This is a genomic window from Nonomuraea roseoviolacea subsp. carminata (assembly GCF_024172185.1).
GTDB classification, from domain to species: Bacteria; Actinomycetota; Actinomycetes; order Streptosporangiales; family Streptosporangiaceae; genus Nonomuraea; species Nonomuraea roseoviolacea.
In genome coordinates this window covers 6,190,055-6,208,410 of the sequence record NZ_JAMZEC010000001.1, presented here as the reverse complement: position 1 = coordinate 6,208,410, position 18,356 = coordinate 6,190,055, and the positions used below count along the sequence as shown (strand labels likewise).

14 protein-coding genes are annotated in these 18,356 nt (G+C 72.7%); 6 read left to right on the top strand and 8 right to left on the bottom strand.

What is annotated here, in order from left to right:
- Window positions 1-17: 17 nt before the first annotated feature.
- Window positions 18-3,188, bottom strand: a complete 3,171-nt coding sequence (locus tag HD595_RS28765) for a S41 family peptidase (RefSeq protein WP_253774361.1) — start codon at window positions 3,186-3,188, stop codon at window positions 18-20.
- A gap of 180 nt (window positions 3,189-3,368) precedes the next feature.
- Between HD595_RS28765 and HD595_RS28760 the strand changes: the two genes are divergently transcribed.
- Both HD595_RS28760 and HD595_RS28755 read left to right on the top strand, forming a co-directional pair.
- A complete protein-coding gene (locus HD595_RS28760) occupies window positions 3,369-3,821 on the top strand; it encodes a hypothetical protein (RefSeq protein ID WP_253774359.1) in 453 nt (150 codons plus the stop codon).
- Between the two features lie 30 nt (window positions 3,822-3,851).
- On the top strand, window positions 3,852-4,817 hold the full coding sequence (locus tag HD595_RS28755; protein WP_253774357.1) for a TIGR03557 family F420-dependent LLM class oxidoreductase: 966 nt from the start codon (window positions 3,852-3,854) through the stop codon (window positions 4,815-4,817).
- A 41-nt stretch (window positions 4,818-4,858) separates the two neighbouring features.
- Here HD595_RS28755 and HD595_RS28750 read toward each other — a convergent pair whose 3' ends face one another.
- Window positions 4,859-5,359, bottom strand: a complete 501-nt coding sequence (locus tag HD595_RS28750; protein ID WP_253774355.1) for a MarR family winged helix-turn-helix transcriptional regulator — start codon at window positions 5,357-5,359, stop codon at window positions 4,859-4,861.
- Window positions 5,360-5,413: 54 nt separating this feature from the next.
- On the opposite strand from HD595_RS28750, the gene HD595_RS28745 reads away from it, so the two are divergent.
- Window positions 5,414-6,277, top strand: coding sequence for an NAD(P)H-binding protein (locus HD595_RS28745; RefSeq protein WP_253774353.1), 864 nt, complete (start codon window positions 5,414-5,416; stop codon window positions 6,275-6,277).
- 321 nt (window positions 6,278-6,598) lie between these two features.
- On the opposite strand, the gene leuS is transcribed toward HD595_RS28745, so the two are convergent.
- Together leuS and HD595_RS28735 are read right to left on the bottom strand one after the other, a co-directional pair.
- Window positions 6,599-9,085 (bottom strand): leucine--tRNA ligase, encoded by a 2,487-nt coding sequence (leuS, locus tag HD595_RS28740; RefSeq protein ID WP_253774351.1) that lies wholly within the window; start codon window positions 9,083-9,085, stop codon window positions 6,599-6,601.
- 518 nt (window positions 9,086-9,603) lie between these two features.
- A complete protein-coding gene (locus tag HD595_RS28735) occupies window positions 9,604-9,867 on the bottom strand; it encodes a hypothetical protein (RefSeq protein WP_253774349.1) in 264 nt (87 codons plus the stop codon).
- Between the two features lie 13 nt (window positions 9,868-9,880).
- Here HD595_RS28735 and HD595_RS28730 point away from each other — a divergent pair, with 13 nt between their 5' ends.
- Window positions 9,881-11,638: a collagen-like domain-containing protein gene (locus HD595_RS28730; RefSeq protein ID WP_253774347.1), complete on the top strand. Its 1,758-nt coding sequence runs from the start codon at window positions 9,881-9,883 to the stop codon at window positions 11,636-11,638.
- Window positions 11,639-11,670: 32 nt separating this feature from the next.
- Here the strand turns inward: HD595_RS28730 and HD595_RS28725 are convergent, their stop codons facing one another.
- Window positions 11,671-12,912 carry a cytochrome P450 gene (locus HD595_RS28725; RefSeq protein WP_253774345.1) on the bottom strand — a complete coding sequence of 414 codons (1,242 nt, stop codon included), beginning with the start codon at window positions 12,910-12,912 and terminating at the stop codon, window positions 11,671-11,673.
- 239 nt (window positions 12,913-13,151) lie between these two features.
- Between HD595_RS28725 and HD595_RS28720 the strand changes: the two genes are divergently transcribed.
- Window positions 13,152-13,505: a THUMP domain-containing protein gene (locus tag HD595_RS28720; RefSeq protein ID WP_253774334.1), complete on the top strand. Its 354-nt coding sequence runs from the start codon at window positions 13,152-13,154 to the stop codon at window positions 13,503-13,505.
- Window positions 13,506-13,610: 105 nt separating this feature from the next.
- The gene (locus HD595_RS28715) at window positions 13,611-14,432 is read left to right on the top strand and encodes a TRM11 family SAM-dependent methyltransferase (protein WP_253774332.1); all 822 of its coding nucleotides are present in this window, start codon (window positions 13,611-13,613) and stop codon (window positions 14,430-14,432) included.
- 108 nt (window positions 14,433-14,540) lie between these two features.
- On the opposite strand, the gene HD595_RS28710 is transcribed toward HD595_RS28715, so the two are convergent.
- Genes HD595_RS28710 through HD595_RS28700 form a run of 3 tightly spaced genes read right to left on the bottom strand, consistent with a single transcriptional unit; the run spans window position 14,541 to window position 18,272 of the window.
- The gene (locus HD595_RS28710) at window positions 14,541-15,377 is read right to left on the bottom strand and encodes an alpha/beta fold hydrolase (RefSeq protein ID WP_253774330.1); all 837 of its coding nucleotides are present in this window, start codon (window positions 15,375-15,377) and stop codon (window positions 14,541-14,543) included.
- Between the two features lie 47 nt (window positions 15,378-15,424).
- Window positions 15,425-16,678: a cytochrome P450 gene (locus HD595_RS28705; RefSeq protein WP_253774328.1), complete on the bottom strand. Its 1,254-nt coding sequence runs from the start codon at window positions 16,676-16,678 to the stop codon at window positions 15,425-15,427.
- Window positions 16,679-16,706: 28 nt separating this feature from the next.
- Window positions 16,707-18,272: a GMC family oxidoreductase gene (locus HD595_RS28700; protein WP_253774326.1), complete on the bottom strand. Its 1,566-nt coding sequence runs from the start codon at window positions 18,270-18,272 to the stop codon at window positions 16,707-16,709.
- Window positions 18,273-18,356: the final 84 nt, after the last annotated feature.

The window sequence follows — 18,356 nt, the reverse complement described above, 5'->3', positions numbered from 1 at the left end:
GGATCACGGGGAGAAGGTCAGGACCCCGGTGGCGGGAGGGGCGGCGGGGTGGCCGCCGGGTGCTCCTCCAGGGCGGCCAGCGCCAGCTCCACCGCCTTCTCCAACTGCGGGTCGCGTCCCGCCACCCGGTCCTGCGGCGTGATCACCACCTCGATGTCCGGGTCCACGCCGTGGTTCTCCACGCCCCAGCCCGGCCCCTCCAGCCAGAACGAGTACCGGGGCTGGGTGACGACCGTCCCGTCCACCAGCGAGTACCGCGAGTCGATGCCGATCACGCCGCCCCACGTCCGGGTGCCGACGAGCGGGCCGAGGCCGCGGTTCTTGACGCCGGCGCTGACGATGTCGCCGTCGGACCCGGCGAACTCGTCCGTGACCGCCACGATCGGGCCGCGCGGCGAGTCCACGGGGTAGCGCATCGGCTCGTAGCCGCGCACCTGCGCCCACCCGCTGACCCGGCGGGACAGCTTCTCCAGCACCAGCTCCGAGGTGTGGCCGCCGCCGTTCTCGCGGACGTCGACGACCAGGCCCTCGCGGGCCATCTCGGTGCGCAGGTCGCGGTGGAACTGCGCCCAGCCCGAGGCCACCATGTCCGGTACGTGCAGGTAGCCGAGCCGGCCGCCCGACGCCTCGTGGACGAACGCCCGGCGTCCCTCCACCCAGTCGTGGTAGCGCAGCCGGGTCTCGTCCTCCAGCGGCGTGACGACCACGCGGCGCGTCTCGCCGCCGGAGGCGGGCCGCACGGTCAGCTCCACGGCGCGGCCGGCCGTGCCGGACAGCAGCGCGAGCGGGCCGCGCACCGGATCGACCGGCCGTCCGCCCACGGCGACGATCGTGTCGCCAGGCCGTACGGCGACGCCGGGAGCGAGCAGCGGCGAGCGCGCTTCGTGGTCGGACGACTCGCCGGGCAGGATCCGCGCGACCCGCCAGGTGCCGTCCTCGTCCCTGGCCAGGTCGGCGCCGAGCAGCCCCTGGCGGCGGCGCGGGTCGCCGGGCGCGGCGTTGGCGCGGGCGTAGGCGTGGGACGTGCCCAGCTCGGCCTGCACCTCCCACAGCAGGTCGATCAGCTCCGAGTAGGAGCCGAGGCGGTCCACCAGCGGCAGGTAGCGGTCGAGCACGCCCTGCCAGTCCACGCCGTTCATGTCGGCGCGCCAGAAGTGGTCGCGCATGAGCCGGCCGGCCTCCAGGTAGCTCTGGCGCCACTCGGCGACCGGGTCGAGCTGGACTGTGACCCGGTCGAGCTCGATGGTGACGGCCTCGTCGCCCTCGGCGGCGGAGCGGGTCTGCAGGCCGTTCTTGCCGTTGGTGACCAGCCGGGTGCCGTCGCCGCTCACCTCGAAGGCCCGCACGTCGGTGCCGAGCTCGGCCTTGGCGCGCTTCTTGAGGTCGTAGCGTTCGAGGACGACCTCGCCGGCCCGGTCGGTGCCGTCGCCGAGCTGGCCGGTGAGGGGGTGGCGCAGCCAGAGCAGGGCGTCCTTGGCGGCGCGCAGGTTGCCGTAGCGGCCGGCGGGCACCGGCACGGGCACGACGCGCGAGCCCAGCCCCTCGGGGTCCACCTCGGTGCGCGGGGGCGCGTCGTCCTTGGCGTCGTCGTGGGCGGGTTTGTCGTCCTCGCCGTTGAAGCCGCGGCCCTGCAGGCTCGGGTCGAACGGCGAGGGGGTGGTGGCGCGCAGGGGCACGATGTACGGCCGGCAGCCGACGGGGAACGACAGGTCGAACACGTGCGCGTCGTACACCGGGTCGAACGTGCGCACCGACAGGAACGCCAGGTGCTTGCCGTCCCTGGTGAAGACCGGGTCGAAGTCGGCGAAGCGCAGCGGTGTCACGTCGATGACGGACGTGCCGTCGAGGCGGCCCATCCTGATGCGCGACAGCGGCTCGTGGTGCGGGTGGACCCAGGCCAGCCACGCCGAGTCGGGTGAGAAGGTGAGCCCGCTGATGTCGCCGTGGGCGGTGCGGTCGAGCTCCCTCAGCGTCCCGGTCTCGACGTCGACCACGAGGAGGCGACCGTCGTGGGTGGCCACGGCCACGTGCTTGCCGTCGGGGGCGGCGGTCAGGGCCAGCACCCGGCCCAGCTCGCCCGCGGCCAGGGTGCGGATCTCGCCGCCGGGCGTGCCGACCTCGAGGCCGTCCTCGCCGGTGGCGTCGGACACCCAGACCGCCTTGCCGCCGTCGCCGAGCACGCGCGGCAGCCGGACGCGCACGCCGGGCTGAGCGCGCAGTGCGCCGGCGGGGCCGTCGCGGTGGGTGACCCAGTGGGCGGTGCCGCGCACCTCGACGGCGCTGGCGCGGCCGGTGGCGTCGGGCGAGAAGGCGCCGACGCGGGCGGGCGCCGGTCGCGGGGCGCGGGCCGGTCGCGGCCCGCTGAGCCTGATGTCCAGCCGGTACGGCTCGGCGTCGAGGCCGTCGAGCAGCCACAGGTCGCCGGCGTGCGCGTAGACGACGCGGGTGCCGTCGGTGGCGGCGTGCCGGGCGTAGAACTCGGTGTGCGCGGTGTGCCGGCGCAGGTCGGAGCCGTCGGGCAGGGAGGAGTAGAGGTTGCCCGTGCCGTCGGTGTCGGCGAGGAAGGCGAGGCGGTCGCCGATCCACATGACCGACCAGTACTGGGCGTCGCTGTCGGCGAACAGCCGGGCGAACTCGCCGTCGCCGTCGGCGTCCACCCAGATCTTGCCCGCGGTGCCGCCGCGATAGCGCTTCCAGTGCGACGGCTCGCGCCACATGGACGACACGGTCGCCACCCTGCCGGCCGCGTGATCCGGGCCCGTGTCGCCGAGGGCGACCTCGCTCACCCATCCGTACGGCAGGCGGACGGCCGGGCCGCCGTCGAGCGGCACCGCGTGCGCCCAGGTGCGGCTGCGCCCGCCCTCGCCCGCGGCGGTGACCGCGAGCACGTCGCCACCGGCGCTCCATCCTCGGGTCCCGGTCATGGCGTTGCCCCAGTACGTCAGCCGGTCGCCCTGCGGGCCGTCGACCTCCGCGGCGAACACCTCGGGTGCCCCCTCCCGGTGGCTGGTCCACGCGATGCGGGAGCCGTCGGGCGAGAACCTCGGGAAGGAGACGGGTACGCGGTCGGCGGTGAACCGCCACGCCCTGCCGCCCGTCACGGGTGCCAGCCACAGGTCGTCGTCGGCGACGAAGGTGACCAGGTCACCCCACAGATGCGGATATCTCAGGTATGCGCCAGTTGTCACACGTGAACACTAGTGCCGCCGCTCCACGGGCCGAGGAGAATTTCCCGCTCAGCGTCACGAGCGGGTGGGTCCGGTGAAAGACCTGACCAAGAGGACGGGCCGGGGCGGATGCCCGCTGCGCCTGCGGGCAGGAATGGGACTTCAAGCCATAATCTTCGCGATTCTCCACGGTGAGGAATCATGAGACTCTTCCCCAAGGTCCACCAGCTCCCGGCCCGCCTGACCGCCGGGACGGTCATCCTCAACTCCGGGCTCGACCTGGCCGGCGCCGATCCCGGGACGGCCACGGGGCTCCACGGCATGGCCACAGGGACGTACCCCTTCCTCGGCAAGCAGGACCCGGTGGCGTTCGTGAAGCTGCTGTCGAAGGCGGAGATCGCGGTGGGCGCCGCCCTGCTGGTGCCGATGGTCCCCTCGCTGGTGGCCGGCGCGGCGCTGACCGCATTCGCGGGCGGCCTCATCGGCCTGTACCTCAGGACCCCGGGCATGCGCCGCGAGGGCAGCCTTCGGCCGTCGCAGGAGGGCATCGGGCTGGTCAAGGACGTCTGGCTGCTCGGCATCGGGCTCAGCCTGGTGACGGAGGAGCTGCTCGACCGGCCCGGGCGCGGAGGGATCTCCGCTCTCGTGAGCTAGCCGCACGCCTCAGGGGGTAGCGGGCACATCATGGTACAAATCGGATACACCTTGATGTGCGAGCAGACTCCGGCGCGCCAGCTCGTGGACGACGCGGCGAAGGCGGAGCAGGTCGGCTTCGACTACGCCGTCATCTCCGATCACTACTTCCCGTGGCTGGAGGCGCAGGGTCACGCCGCCTACGCCTGGTCGGTGCTGGGCGCGGTGGCGCACGCCACCGAGCGGCTTCCCCTCATGACGTACGTGACCTGCCCGATCATGCGCTACCACCCGGCCGTGGTCGCGCAGAAGGCCGCCACCATGGGCGTGCTCAGCGACGGGCGCTTCACGCTCGGCCTCGGCTCGGGCGAGAACCTCAACGAGCACGTCATCGGCGAGGGCTGGCCGTCCGCCGACCGGCGGCACCGGATGTTCCGCGAGGCCGTCACCATCATCACCGAACTGTTCGGCGGCCAGTACGTCACCTACGACGGCGAGTTCTACGACGTCGACTCGGCCAAGCTGTACGACCTGCCGGAACGGCCGGTCCCCATCGGCATCGCCGCCTCGGGCGGGCGCTCGGCCGCCATCGCGGCGGAGTACGGCGACCTGCTGATCGTCAACGAGCCGATGCCGGAGGTCGTCGGGCAGTTCGCGCAGGCGGGCGGGGCGGACAAGCCGGTGTACGGCCAGCTCGCCCTGGCCTACGACACGGACGCCGAGAAGGCCAAGGAGCGCGCCCACCGGCTGTGGCGCTGGTCGGCGGCCGGCTGGAAGGTCATGGCGGAGCTGCCGGGGCCGGTGAACTTCGAGGCGTACTCCCAGTTCGTCACGCCCGACGACGTGGCCTCCAGCGTGCCGTGCGGCGGGGACGTCGAGGCCGTGGTGGAGGCGGTCAAGAAGTACACGGACGCCGGGTACACGCACGTCGCGCTGGTGCAGATCGGGCACGACCAGCAGGAGCCGTTCTTCCGGTGGGCCGAGCAGGAGCTGCTGCCCGCCCTGCGCGCCCTCTGACCCGGCGGCGGATCGCCCGCCCAGAGGTCAGGCCAGGCGGGTCAGGTGGCGGCCGGGTCGTGCTGCCCGGCGGGAGCTTCCAGCAGGGCGGTCGCCGACTGGTGGATCTTCGTCAGCGCGCTGAGGAGATGGTCGCGTTCGGCCGCGGTGAGGCCGGCGGTCACCTGCTCCTCCAGCAGCCGCCGCTCCTTCTCGATGGGCGCCTGAAGGGCGCGTCCGGCGTCGGTGAGCCACAGCCGGACCAGCCGGTTGTCCCGGTCGTCGCGGCGCCGGGTGAGCAGGCCGGCCGCGGCCATCCGGGTGGCCGCCTTGACCACGTTGGGGGTGGTGACGTTGAGCGCGGCGGCCACCTCGCCGGGAGTGCGGCCGTCCTGCCGCCACAGCACCGCGAGCAGGTGATCCTGCCCCAGGTGCAGCCCGTGCCGCCGCACGGCCGTCTCGGCCGCCGCCCGCAGCGCCTTCGACATCTTGCTGTGCAGGTCCAGGAACTCGGGCACGTCGAGGCCTCCCGTGGTGTCGAGGTGCGATTGACGCCAGATCATGTACCGGTTAACGTTCTGCTCGTTCGTTAACCGGTATACGATTCTGGAGTCCTCATGATACTGGTCACCGGCGCCACCGGGAACGTCGGTCGTGAGCTCGTCCGCGAGCTGGCCGCGACCGGCGCGCCCTTCCGCGTCCTGGTCCGCGACCCGGCCCGCGCCGCCACCCTGCCCACGCCGCCCGGACGGGCCGAGCGGGTCGTGGCGGACCTCGACGATCCGGCGACGCTGACGCCCGCCTTCGCCGGAGCCGACCGGCTGTTCCTGCTCACCCCCGGCATCGGCCTCGACCACACCAGGAACGCGGTCGCCGCCGCCCTGGCCGCGGGGGCGCGCCACATCGTGCACCTGTCCTCGTTCAACGTGCTCGGCGACCCCATGCCCGCCATGGGTCGATGGCACCACGAACGCGAGGAGCTGATCCGGGCCTCCGGCATCCCGGCCACGTTCCTGCGGCCCGGCGGCTTCATGACCAACGCCTTCGACTGGCTGCCCACCATCCGCCAGGCGGGGTACGTCCTCGATCCGTCCGGCCCCGGCCGGTACGCCCCGATCGACCCCGCCGACATCGCCGCCGTCGCCGCCCTGGCCCTGACCGGCGACGGGCACCGGGGCCAGCAGTACGTCCTCACCGGCGAGGAGCTGTTCACCGTCACCGAACAGGTCGGGATCCTCGCCGCGGCGGCCGGCCGGGACATCGCGGTCCGGGAGGTGACGACCGCGGAGGAGGCCGTCGCCTCCCGCTTCCCCCACGGGGCACCTCCGGCGCTGGCCGAGGCCATCGTCGAGGGGTTCCACCTCATGCGCGCCGACACCGCCGGCTTCCGCACCGACACCGTGCGGCGCCTCCTCGGGCGCGGGCCCCGCACCTTCGCCGCCTGGTGCGCCCGCAACGCCGACGCCTTCAGGACCGGCTGACCCGCGACCGCAACGCCGACGCCTTCAACACCGCCCGACCCGCGTCCGCGTCCCGGCGACGGCCCACCCGCGCCCCGGCGACCGCCGACGACGGACCCGCACCCCGGCGACCGCCTACCCGCGACCCGCACCCCGGCGACCGCCGATCCGAGACCCGCAGCCTGCACCCCGCGGCTCGCGGCTCACGTCCCCCGTCCCGCCACGACGTCCGCGAGACCGTCGGACAGCGGCGGCCCCTGACAAAGGCGACGGCCCCGTGACCACATCAGTGATCACGAGGCCGTCGCCGTCAGGTCGAGCAGGGGCCGACACCCGCCCCGGTCAGGGGACGATGTTGACCAGCTTGGGCGCGCGGACGATCACCTTGCGAGGCTCGCCGTCCAGGTAGGCGCGAACCTTGTCGGAGCCCAGCGCCAGCCCGCGCAGCTCGTCCTCGGAGATCGAGGGCGAGACCTCCAGGCGGTCGCGGACCTTGCCGGCCACCTGGACGACGCAGGTCACGGAGTCCTGCACCAGCAGCGCGGGCTCGGCGACCGGCCAGCCGGCCAGCGCGACCGTGGTGCCGGTGCGGCCCAGCCGCTCCCAGCCCTCCTCGGCGGTGTAGGGCGCGACCAGCGACAGCATCACGGCCAGCGCCTCGGCGGCCTCGCGCACCGCCGGGTCGGCCGCGCCGGGGCCGGAGTCGATGGCCTTGCGGGCCGCCGACGTCAGCTCCATCAGCCGCGCCACCGCCACGTTGAAGCGGTGGGACTCGACCAGCTTGGTGACCTCGTCGATGGTGCGGTGGGTGAACTTGCGCAGCTCCAGATCGCCGCCCTCGAAGGAGACGCCCGGCTCGCTGGCCACGTCGTCCATCACACGGAAGGCGCGGGCCAGGAACTTCTGCGAGGCGGCCGGCGAGACGTCGGCCCAGTCGATGTCGTCCTCCGGCGGACCGGCGAACACCATGGTCAGCCGGACCGCGTCGACCCCGTACGCGTCGATCTGCTGGCCCAGGTCGACGCCGTTGCCCAGCGACTTGGACATCGCCTTGCCGCCGTTGATGACCTGGCCCTGGTTCAGCAGGCGCAGGAACGGCTCGGTGAAGTCGACCATGCCCATGTCGTGCAGGACCTTGGTGAAGAAGCGGGAGTACAGCAGGTGCAGCACCGCGTGCTCCACACCGCCGACGTACTGGTCGATCGGGCCCCACTTGCGGACCTGCTCGACGTCGAACGGGCCGTCGGTGTAGCCGGGCGAGCAGTAGCGCAGGTAGTACCACGACGAGTCGACGAAGGTGTCCATCGTGTCGGTGTCGCGCATGGCGCGGCCGCCGCACTTGGGGCACTCGACGTTGACCCAGTCTGTGGCGCTGGCCAGCGGGGAGACGCCCTTGGGGGCCAGCGCCTCGCCGCGCAGGTCGGGCAGCGTGACCGGCAGCTGGTCGTCGGGTACGGGGACCTCGCCGCAGTCCAGGCAGTGGATGATCGGGATCGGGGTGCCCCAGAACCGCTGGCGCGACAGCAGCCAGTCGCGCAGCCGGAAGTTGACCGAGGCGTCGCCCTTGCCCTCGGCCCGCAGGATCTCGATGATCTTCGCGATGGCCTCGGCCTTGCTCAGGCCGTCCAGCGGGCCGGAGTTGACCAGGCTGCCCTCACCCGGCGTGGCCTCGCCGGTCTCGCCCGGGTCGGCCAGGCCGGTGTGGACGACGACCTTGACCGGCAGCCCGAACTTCAGCGCGAAGTCCAGGTCGCGCTGGTCGTGGGCGGGCACGGCCATGATGGCGCCGTGGCCGTAGTCGGACAGCACGTAGTCGGCCGCCCACACCGGGATGCGCTCGCCGTTGACCGGGTTGATCGCGTGGCGGCCCAGGAAGACGCCGGTCTTCTCCTTGTCGGTGGACAGACGCTCGATGTCGCTCAGCTTGGCGACCTCGGCGCGGTAGGCCTCGAACTCCTCGCGCCGGTCGTCGGTGACGATCTCGTCGGCCAGCGCCGCGTCCACGGCCACCACGAAGAACGTCGCGCCGAACAGCGTGTCGGGGCGGGTGGTGTAGACGTGGACCGGCTCCTCGCGCCCCTCGATCTCGAACAGCACGTCGGCGCCCTCGGAGCGGCCGATCCAGTTGCGCTGCATGGTCAGCACGCGCTCGGGCCAGCCGCCCTCCAGCTGCTCCATGTCCTTCAGCAGCCGCTCGGCGTAGTCAGTGATCTTGAAGTACCACTGCGTCAGCTCGCGGCGGATGACGTCGGCGCCGCACCGCTCGCACTTGCCGGCCACGACCTGCTCGTTGGCCAGCACGGTCTGGTCGTTGGGGCACCAGTTGACCAGGCCGCCCTTGCGGTAGGCCAGGCCCCGCTCGAAGAAGCGGTTGAACAGCCACTGGTTCCAGCGGTAGTACTCGGGGTCGCTGGTGTGCAGGCGGCGCGACCAGTCGAAGGAGATGCCGTAGCGGCGGAAGGACGTGGCCTGCGTCTCGATGTTGGCGTAGGTCCACTCGGCCGGGTGCGCGTTGCGCTTGATCGCGGCGTTCTCGGCGGGCAGGCCGAAGGAGTCCCACCCGATGGGGTGCAGGACGTTGTAGCCGCGCTGGAACCAGTAGCGCGCGACGACGTCGCCGATGGCGAACACCTCGCCGTGGCCCATGTGCAGGTCGCCGGAGGGGTAGGGGAACATGTCGAGCATGTAGCGCCGCTCCCGGGTGTCGGCGGCGTCCTCGCCCGCCCGGAACGGTTCCAGCTCCTCCCACCGCTGCTGCCACTTGGCCTGCAGCGCCTGCGGATCGTACTCACTCACGGCGAATGTCCTTCTGCCTCGACTCGGACCCATAAGAAAACCCCTCGTGCGCAGGACGAGGGGCAGCCGCGACGGCGAGAGCTCAGGGCCGTCGCGGCCCGCTAAGAAGCAGGGTCGCGGAACGCATAGGTCAAGCCTAGCGCACCTCATCAGGACTTTGCCGATACTCGACGGTGACCATCGGGCGCAAGTGGCGTTTCCCGCCAGTTTCTCGCCTTAAGAGACCCGATGGTGATGTATCCGTTGTGACCTCATATGTCCCATTAGACTACCCTCGACCCCGTGGTACACCCCGTCGAGCCCCAGTGGTCCCTGGTCGGCCTGCCCATGCAGGATCCGCCCACCGATCCGCATGGCTTCACGCGTTTCGCTGCGGAACCCACCGACTCTCCTGGAAAATCCCATGAGATCATGTCCGACACGCCAAAAGCGGACAGAACACCACCAGGAGGTACGGGAGCCATGGCAACGGATCATTCCGGAGCACAGCACCTGCCACCTTCCTGGCCCGAGGTGCCGCCCCGGGACGGTTCCTCGCACGGGGACTCCCGTCAGCCCTCGTCCGCCCGCCGCGGCTCGTCGGCCGGTCGGTCGTCGCAGCCTTCCCATGGCTCCCAGCATTCGCAGCAGTCCTGGCCGGACGCCGGTCCCTCCTCGGCGTGGCCGGACCCGGTCCCGCCGTCGGGCGGGACGTCACCCTCCAACCCGTGGCCCGATCCCGTGCCCCCGTCGGGCGGGACCTCGCCCTCCAACGCGTGGCCGGACGCCGGCTCCGGGTCGAACGGCTGGCCGGACGCCGGCTCCGCGTCGAACATGTCGTGGCCCGACGTGTCGGTCGCCTCGAACGCGTCCTGGCCGGAGACGCCGCGCCACGACGGCGGCAACGCCCACGGCGGCGCCCCGGACGGCCGCGGTATGGACGGGCGCGCCATGGACGGGCGCGGCTCGGGGCGTCGCGGTGACGGATCGGGACGCCGCGGGGACGGGACGGACGGCGGCGCGCGGGACGGCTCCCGCGAGCCCGGCCGCCGCGACCCGGTGCCCGCCTGGCAGGACGCCTCCAGCGTCTCCGCGCCCTCCTCGCCGTCCGACGCCTGGTCCAACCTCAGCTCCCCGGCCCCGTGGCCGCCCGCCGAGGGCGGGCAGGTGCGCGCGTCGGCGGCGGCCGCCATGGACCGCACGATGACGTACAGCCGCGGCACGCCCCTGAACGACCACGCCGTGCCCCAGGGCGGAGGCGCGCCGTTCGACAGCCACGCCGTCCCCCAGGGCGGAGGCGCGCCGTTCGACGGCCACGCCGCCCCGCAGGGCGCGGGCATGCCGCCGCACGACCGCGCCGTCCCGCTGGGCGCGCCCGCGGCCGGGCTCGACGACCGCGCCATGCCGCCCGGCCACCATGGCCCGCAGGGACGCCAGTCACCCCAGGGACCCAACGGCGGCGGCCCCGTGGACGAGCGGGTCGCTCCCCAGGGACGCGACCACGCGCGCCCGGCCGGTGACCGCCCCGGCCCCGGCCACCCCGCCCACCCGCACCCCGGCGCCGGCCACCCGCCGGCGGGCCCCGGACCGGCGGGCCCCGGGCCGGGCGGCCCCGCCGGGCACGCCCAGCAGGCCCCGGGCCAGCCGCCCGCCGGCGACCAGCACCCCGGCGACGCCGGGTTCCCCGGCCAGCAGGGCCCCGACGGCCAGCCGCGTCCCGGCTCGAACCTGAGCCGCGACCCGTCCGACCCCGACCGCCCGTTCGTGACGGCCGGCCAGATCAGCGGCTCCCGCACGCCTCCCCCGCAGCGGCAGCAGGAGCTCTGGGACAACGTCTTCGGCGAGGACTACGACCCCATGGGCGAGCCCGAGTCCCTCGACGAGCCGGGCAAGCCGATCTGGATCTACGCCCTGGCCGGTTCGGTGTCGATCGCGCTCGTGGGCGCCCTGCTGTGGGCGTTCCTCGCGGGCCCGCTGGCGTCCGGCTCCGGCAAGGAGACGGCCGCCGCGCAGACCTCGACACCGCCGTCCGGCACGACGCCGCCCAAGAACACCAAGCAGTCCACCTCGATCGGCCGCCTGCCGCGCTACCCGGGCAAGGCCGCTCCGGTGCTCGGCGCGGTGACCGACGCGAACGCCGGCATCAGCGTGCCGCGTCTCGGCGGCACGTGGCAGCTCGACCAGCGCGCCACCGTCCACGGCACGTACGGCTTCAACACCCGCCAGTACGTCAAGACGGGCCCCGAGACCTACGCCCAGATCCTCACCGGCCCGCTGCCGGAGGCCATGGCCTCGTCCTTCACCTCGGACAAGGACCTGGAGCCGGTCATCAAGGCGGTCGTGGTGGACGCGCGCAGGGACTTCTTCCCGAAGGGAAACACGGTCCGCAAGATCGCCCAGCAGCCGATCAAGGTCGGCGACTCCACGGGCCGCCTGATCGCCTACTCGCTGACCTCGCCCACGGAGAAGGCCACGATCGTCACGATCGCCGTGAACTCCGGCAAGAACGTCCCGGCGATCGTCTACATGTCGGTCCCGGCGACGGGCAAGCAGCTCCTCCCGGACGTCAACACGGTCGTCAGGCAGCTCAAAGTCCTCGGCCAGTAGCCGCGCGGGCGGCTACCGGCCGGGGCCGGGCCTCAGAACGTGCACTCCATGTGCTTGATCCCGTTGATGAAGTTGCTGCGCAGCCGGTCCGGCCGGCCGCCCTCGATGGCGGGGACGCGGCGCAGCAGCTCGCGGAACATCAGCGTGATCTCCCGCCGGGCCAGGTGCGCCCCGAGGCAGAAGTGGGGTCCCGGGCCGCCGAACCCGACGTGCGGGTTGGGGTCGCGGGTGATGTCGAACCGGTACGGGTCGGCGAACACCTCGGGGTCGCGGTTGGCCGCCCAGTAGAACAGCACGACCTTCATGCCCTGCGGGTAGAGGTGGCCGTTCAGCTCGAAGTCCCTGGTCACCTTGCGGCGCATGTAGTTGACCGGTGAGGCGAGCCGGACGATCTCCTCGACCGCGCCGGGGGCGCGCCCGTCGATGTCCTCCAGCCACAGGGCGCGCTGGTCGGGGTTCTTGGTGAGCAGCCGCAGGCCGTACGAGATGGCGTTGCGGGTGGTCTCGTTGCCCGCCACCACGAGCAGGATGAAGAACGAGCCGAGCTCCTGCAGGGTCAGCCGCTCGCCGTCGATGTTGGCGTTGACCAGCGACGAGGTGAGGTCGTCGGTGGGGTTCTCGGCGCGGTAGCCGGCGAGGTCCTGCACGAGCTGCTGGAGCTCCATGCCGGCGGTGAGCAGGCGCTCGGCCACCTGGTCCGGTTCGCCGCTGGAGTACTCCGGGTCGAATCCGCCGAGGATGACGTTCGAGCGGTCGAAGACGAACTGGTAGTCGCGCTCGGGGATGCCCATCATGTCGCAGATGATCTTCAACGGGAGGCGGGCGGCCACGTCCGCCACGAAGTCGCCGCCGGGCCCCTTGGCGAGCAGGTCGTCCACGATCTTCGCGGCGGCGACCTCCACGTCCGCCTCGAACTGCTTGATCATCTTGGGGGTGAACGACCGCGAGACGATCCGGCGCAGCCGCGCGTGGCGCGGGTCGTCCATGTTGATCATCGAGCCGAAGTACTCGGTGAACTCGGCGGGCATGTCCGGGATGTTGGTCGCCCCGCCGTCGCCGGAGCTGAAGATCTCGGGGTGGCGGCTGACCTCGACGATGTCGGCGTGCCGGGCCAGGGCGTAGTAGCCGGGCCCCTTCGGGGCGAAGGAGATCTCCATCTCCTCGAAGTGGGGCGGCCGCTCCAGCGAGCGGATCAGGTCGAACGCCCGCGCCCGCTCGGCCATGGGCCTGGCCCAGAACTCCAGGTCCGAGAGATCGAAGTCAACGGCAGTCATATACCCATCATTCGGGCAAGTGACTACTTACGTCAATGGTCATGACGTACAGTGTACGTTTCTGTCCGTAAAGTCGCGAAAAACCTTTTCGCCCGTGCGGCTGGTGGTCGCTAGCATGAGCGCGTGCAGCAGTTCTTCTTCCTCCGTTAACGACCCGCCGGCGGGTCGCGGCACGACCCACCGCCGGCGATGCGGGGCGGCCAGAGGCCGTCCCGGGTCGCGACGTTGGAGAAGGACACGTGCGTGCATTCGCCGTGGCCAGGGCGGTGCGTGGCATCGAGCCCCTGGTGGCCGCGGAAATCATGAAGCTGGGCATCGTGCGCAGGCTGCGCCACCGCGAGGTGTGGTTCGAGGCGCCCTCATCCGGACCCGGTCTGCTGAGACTGCGGACGGCCGACGACGTGCTGCTGGTGGCGGCCGTCGTGGACGGCGTCGGGGCGGGCCGCGGCGCGCTGGAGCGCCTGCGGCGGGCCGCCGAGAACGCCGACGCCGGCGCGGCGCTGGCGCTCCGCCGCTCTGCCCGTACCGCAGATGACAGGGGACGGCCGGCCGAGGCGCCAGTGATGTGCTGCGCGTCAAGTGGTGGCGGGTGACCGGTCGAGACGTCGGAGCCGTTCTGCGGGTCGGGTGACGGGAAGCGGCCGGTCGAGACGTCGGAGCCGTTCTGCGGGTCGGGTGACGGGAAGCGGCCGATCGAGGTGTCGGCGACGTTCGTGGGGCGGCGCTCCTACAGCCGCTTCGACGTCGAGGACGCCGTGGGCGCCGGGCTGTCGCGGGCGCTCGGGGTGCCGTACCACTCCCGCGCGGGCGGCGTGGCGCCGCCGCCGGGCGCGGTGCCGTGGCGGGTCACCATCGAGGACGACCAGGCGGTCATCGCCGTACGGCTGGGCGAGCGGCCGCTGCACCGCCGGCCGTACAAGGAGGACTCGATTCCCGGCACCCTGCACCCGCCGCTGGCCGCCGCCATGGCCACGCTCGCGGGCCTCACCGACGCCGGGCTCACCACAACCGGCCTCACCGCGGCGGGGCCGGCCGATGCGATCCGTGCCGAAGCGGGCCGCGACCACGGGCGGGGGTCGGACCCGGTCGTGCTGGACCCGTGCTGCGGGGCGGGGACGACGCTGGTGGAAGCCGGACTGCTGGCGCCGCGCGCCCGTCTGGCCGGGATCGACCGCTCCCCCGCCTCCGTACGGGCCGCCACGGCCAACGCCCGGCGGGCCGGGGTGGCCATGACCCCCGTCGTCGGCGACGCGGGCCGCCTGCCCCTGCCCTCGGGGAGCGTGGACCGGGTGCTGGTGAACCCGCCCTGGGGCCGGCAGGTCACCGCTGCCGGGCTGCTGGCACGGGACGGCGGGCTGCTGTGGCGGGAGGTGCGGCGGGTGCTGGCGCCCGGCGGGCTGGTGGTGACCCTGGCCGGAGACGTGCCGGACGGCTTCCGCGTGGAGCGGGCAATCGAGGTGTCCCTGTCGGGGAGGCACCCGCTCCTCGCGGTCCTCCGCCCGTCACGGCGCCGCCACTGACCCACGAACCCGGCCCCGTCGGAGCGCCGCCGCTGACCCGCGCAGGGGGCGCCGCGCCGGTGAGCGTGACCCGCCAGTGAGCGCAACCCGTGCCGGGACAGGCGGGTGTCAGGAGGCGGGGCCGAGCCAGTCCAGGATGAGCCGGTTGACCTCGTCCGGCCGTTCCAGGTGGAGGAAGTGGCCGGCCCCGGCCACGGTGGCCGCGCGCGAGCCCGCCGGCAGGTGCTCCGGCACGGCCTCGGCCACGCCGGGGTCGAGGCAGCCGTCCTGCCCGCCGTGCAGGTAGAGCACCGGCCCGGTCGTGGGCTCCGGGTCGGGATGGCGGCCCGAGGGCGGCGTGGTGCCGAGCATGGCCCGGTAGTAGCCGATGGCGGCGGCCAGGTTGGCGGGCCGGCCGAGGCTGCGGCGGACGAACTCGAGGTCCCGCCCCGCGTCGTAGCCGGGCGACCAGTCGCGCCACAGCCCCTCCAGGAAGCCGGGCGCGGCCGCCGCGGTCTCGGCGAGCCCGGTCTGGAAGAGGAACACGTAGAAGGAGCGCTTGAGCTGCTCATAGGTGAAGAACGAGCCGGACATCGCGCCGAGCGGCGGTGCCGCCATGGCCACGGACCGGCGGAAGCGCCCGCCGAGGTGGTACACCGGGAAGGCGCCCCAGTCGTGGCCGACCACCACGGCGCGCTCGTCGCCGCCGAGCTCCTCGTGCAGGGCGGCCACGTCGGCGGCCAGCGCCGCGCCCTCGTACGCCGCGTCGGCGGGGACCTCGGTCGGCGCGTAGCCGCGCATGAACGGCGCCACCACCCGGTAGCCCCGCCCGGCCAGCGCCGGCATGAGGTGCCGCCAGGTGTGCGCGGTGTCGGGGAACCCGTGCAGGCACAGCGCCAGCGGCCCCTCACCCACGGCAAGATACGCGAACTCCACCCCGTTGGCGTGGATCGTCCTGATCTCCATGACTGCGAAACCTAGCACCCGCTTGGCCGAAAGCGTCCAGGAAGTGCTCAGTAGGCGTAGCGCAGGTGCTTGATCCCGTTGATGAAGTTCGACAGCAGATAGTCGGGCTCCCCCACCGAACGGATGTCCGGCAGCCGCGTGAACAGCTCCCGGAACATCACCGTCATCTCCCGGCGCGCCAGGTGGGCGCCCAGGCAGTGGTGCGGCCCGGGGCCGCCGAACCCGACGTGCGGGTTGGGGTCGCGGGTGAGGTCGAAGGCGTCGGGGTCGCGGAAGACGGCCTCGTCGCGGTTGGCCGAGTTGTAGAACAGCAGCACCTTGTCGCCCGGGCGGTAGCGCATGCCGTTCATGACGTGCTCGCGCGTGACCGTGCGGCGGAACTGGATCACCGGCGTGGCGTAGCGGATGATCTCGTCGCACGCCCTGCCGATGAGCCCCTCGAAGTTGTCCGTCAGCAGCCGCCGCTGGTCGGGATGGTCGGTGAGGAGCTTGAGCCCGTGGGCGATGGCGTTGCGCGTGGTCTCGCTGCCGGCCACCACGAGCAGGATGAAGAACGAGCCGAGCTCCTGCGAGGTGAGCCGCTCCTCGCCGTTGACGAGAAGGCTGACCAGGTCGCCGGTCGGCCGCTTGCGCCGCTCGTCGCCGAGGCGGGCGGCCAGCCGGTTGAGCGAGTAGCCGGCGTGGATGAGCCGGGCCAGCCCGCGCGCCACGTTGAGGCGGGTGAGCTCGGGCCCAATGCCGGTGTACTCGGGGTCGGCGTTGCCGAGGATGACGTTGGTGCGGCGCAGCACCAGGTCGTGCAGGGCGGGCGGGACGCCCATCATGTCGCAGATGACGCGCACCGGGAGCCTGGCGGCGACCTGGGTGACGAAGTCGCCCGGCCCCTCCTTGATCGCCTGGTCCACGATCTCGGCGGCGGCCCGCTCCAGGTCCTCCTCCATCTTGGCGAGGACGCGCGGGGTGAAGGCGCGCGAGACGATGCGGCGCAGCCGGGCGTGCCTCGGGTCGTCCATGTTGATCATCGAGCCGAAGTAGACGGCCAGCCAGCGCGGCATGTCCGGGATGCTGTTGGAGCAGGGCTCGCTGCTGAACACCTCGGGCGTGCGGCTCGCCTCGACCACGTCGGCGTGCCGCACGAGCGCGTAGTATCCCGCGCCGCTCTTGATGAACGGCACCGGCTGCTCCGGCACGAACCGGGGCTGGTCGAGGGCGCGCAGCCGGCGGAAGGTCTCCATGCGGTGGGCCTGCGGAAGCGACCAGAACGGAAGCTGCGACAGGTCCATGTCGGCGGAGATGGTCATAACCGCAAAGCCTTGTGCAAGTGGTCACTTACGTCAAGGAGTCGGGCCGGGCACGGGCCGCCAGGAGCAGATCGGCGGCCTTCTCCCCGATCATTATGGCCGGGGCGTGGGTGTGGCCGCGATTGAGCGTCGGCATGATCGAGGCGTCGGCGACGCGCAGCCCCTCGACGCCGCGCACCCGCAGCTCCGGGTCCACGACCGAGGCGTCGTCCACACCCATCCGGCAGGTGCCGACCGGGTGGTAGAGCGTCTCGCCGCGCTCGCGCACCCACCGGGCGAGCTCCTCGTCGCTCTCCGGGCCGTCGTAGGGCGGCATCGGCCCGTCCGCGTACGGCCGCATCGCGCTGGTGGCGAAGATCTGCTTGGCCGTCTTCAGCCCGGCGACCATCCGCCTGAGGTCGGCCTCCCGGGTGAGGTAGCCGGGGTCGACGACCACGTCGCGCCCGTTCAGCCCGACCCGGCCGCGGCTCTCGGGCTGGAGCAGCACCACGCCGACGGTCATCGCGTGGCCGGTCGGCGGGGTGAGCCCGTGGTCGACGAACGGGCCCGGCGCGAAGATGAGCTCGATGTCCGGCGCCGGCTCCTCCGGCGAGGTGCGGACGAACGCGACGGCCTCCCCCACGTTCGTGGTGAGCATGCCGGAGCGCAGCACGAGGTAGCGCAGCAGGTTGCTCACGGACTCGGCCTTGCTGAGCGTCACCGGCTGCCGGCACCGGACGATCACCCCCGACGACAGGTGGTCCTGGAGGTTCTTGCCGACCTCGGGCAGGTCGCGCACCACGGGCACGCCCGCGTCGCGCAGCTCGGCCGCCGCGCCCACGCCCGAGCGCATGAGCAGGTACGGCGAGCCGATCGCGCCCGCGGCCAGGATCACCTCGCGCCGGGCCCGCAGCTGGGCGCCGCCGTCGTGCTCGATGCCGACGGCGCGCCGGCCGTCGAACAGCACCCGGTCCACGGTCGCGCCCGTGACGAGGGTGAGGTTCGGCCGCTTGAGGGCGGGACGCAGGTAGGCGTCGGCGGCGCTCCACCGGCGGCCCCGGTGCTGGTTGACGGGGGTGGGGCTGTAGCCCTCGTTGCTGGGGCCGTTCAGCTCGGGCAGCCGGGTCAGGCCCAGCTCGTCGCACGCCTGGAGGAAGGCGGCCGTGGTGACGTTGGGGCTGCGCAGCTCCGAGACGTACAGGGGGCCGTCGGTGCCGTACACGCCGCCCGCGTTGCCGCCCTCGCGGTGCTCGGCCCGCCGGAAGTACGGCAGCACCTCGTCGTAGGACCAGCCGGGCACCCCCCACTGGTCGTAGTCGAGGCGGCCGCCGCGCACCCACATCTGCGCGTTGATCGAGGAGGAGCCGCCGACCACCCGGCCGCGCGGCCAGTACAGCTCGCGGCCGGACATCTCGGACTGCTTGGCGGTGGTGTAGTTCCAGTCGTAGGCGGTCTTGAACAGCTTGTTGAACGCCGCCGGCATGCGGATCTCCAGCTTGTCGTCCTGGCCGCCCGCCTCGACCAGCGCCACACTCACCCCGGGGTCGGCCGACAGCCGTCCGGCCAGCACGCACCCCGCCGACCCCGCGCCGACGATCACGTAGTCGTACTCCATGTGGTTCCTCCGCAGGCGTGAGTGACGTGGTACCTGAATACTCCAGGCGGCCGGAGGCGTCCATATCCACTTGTGACCCTTGCT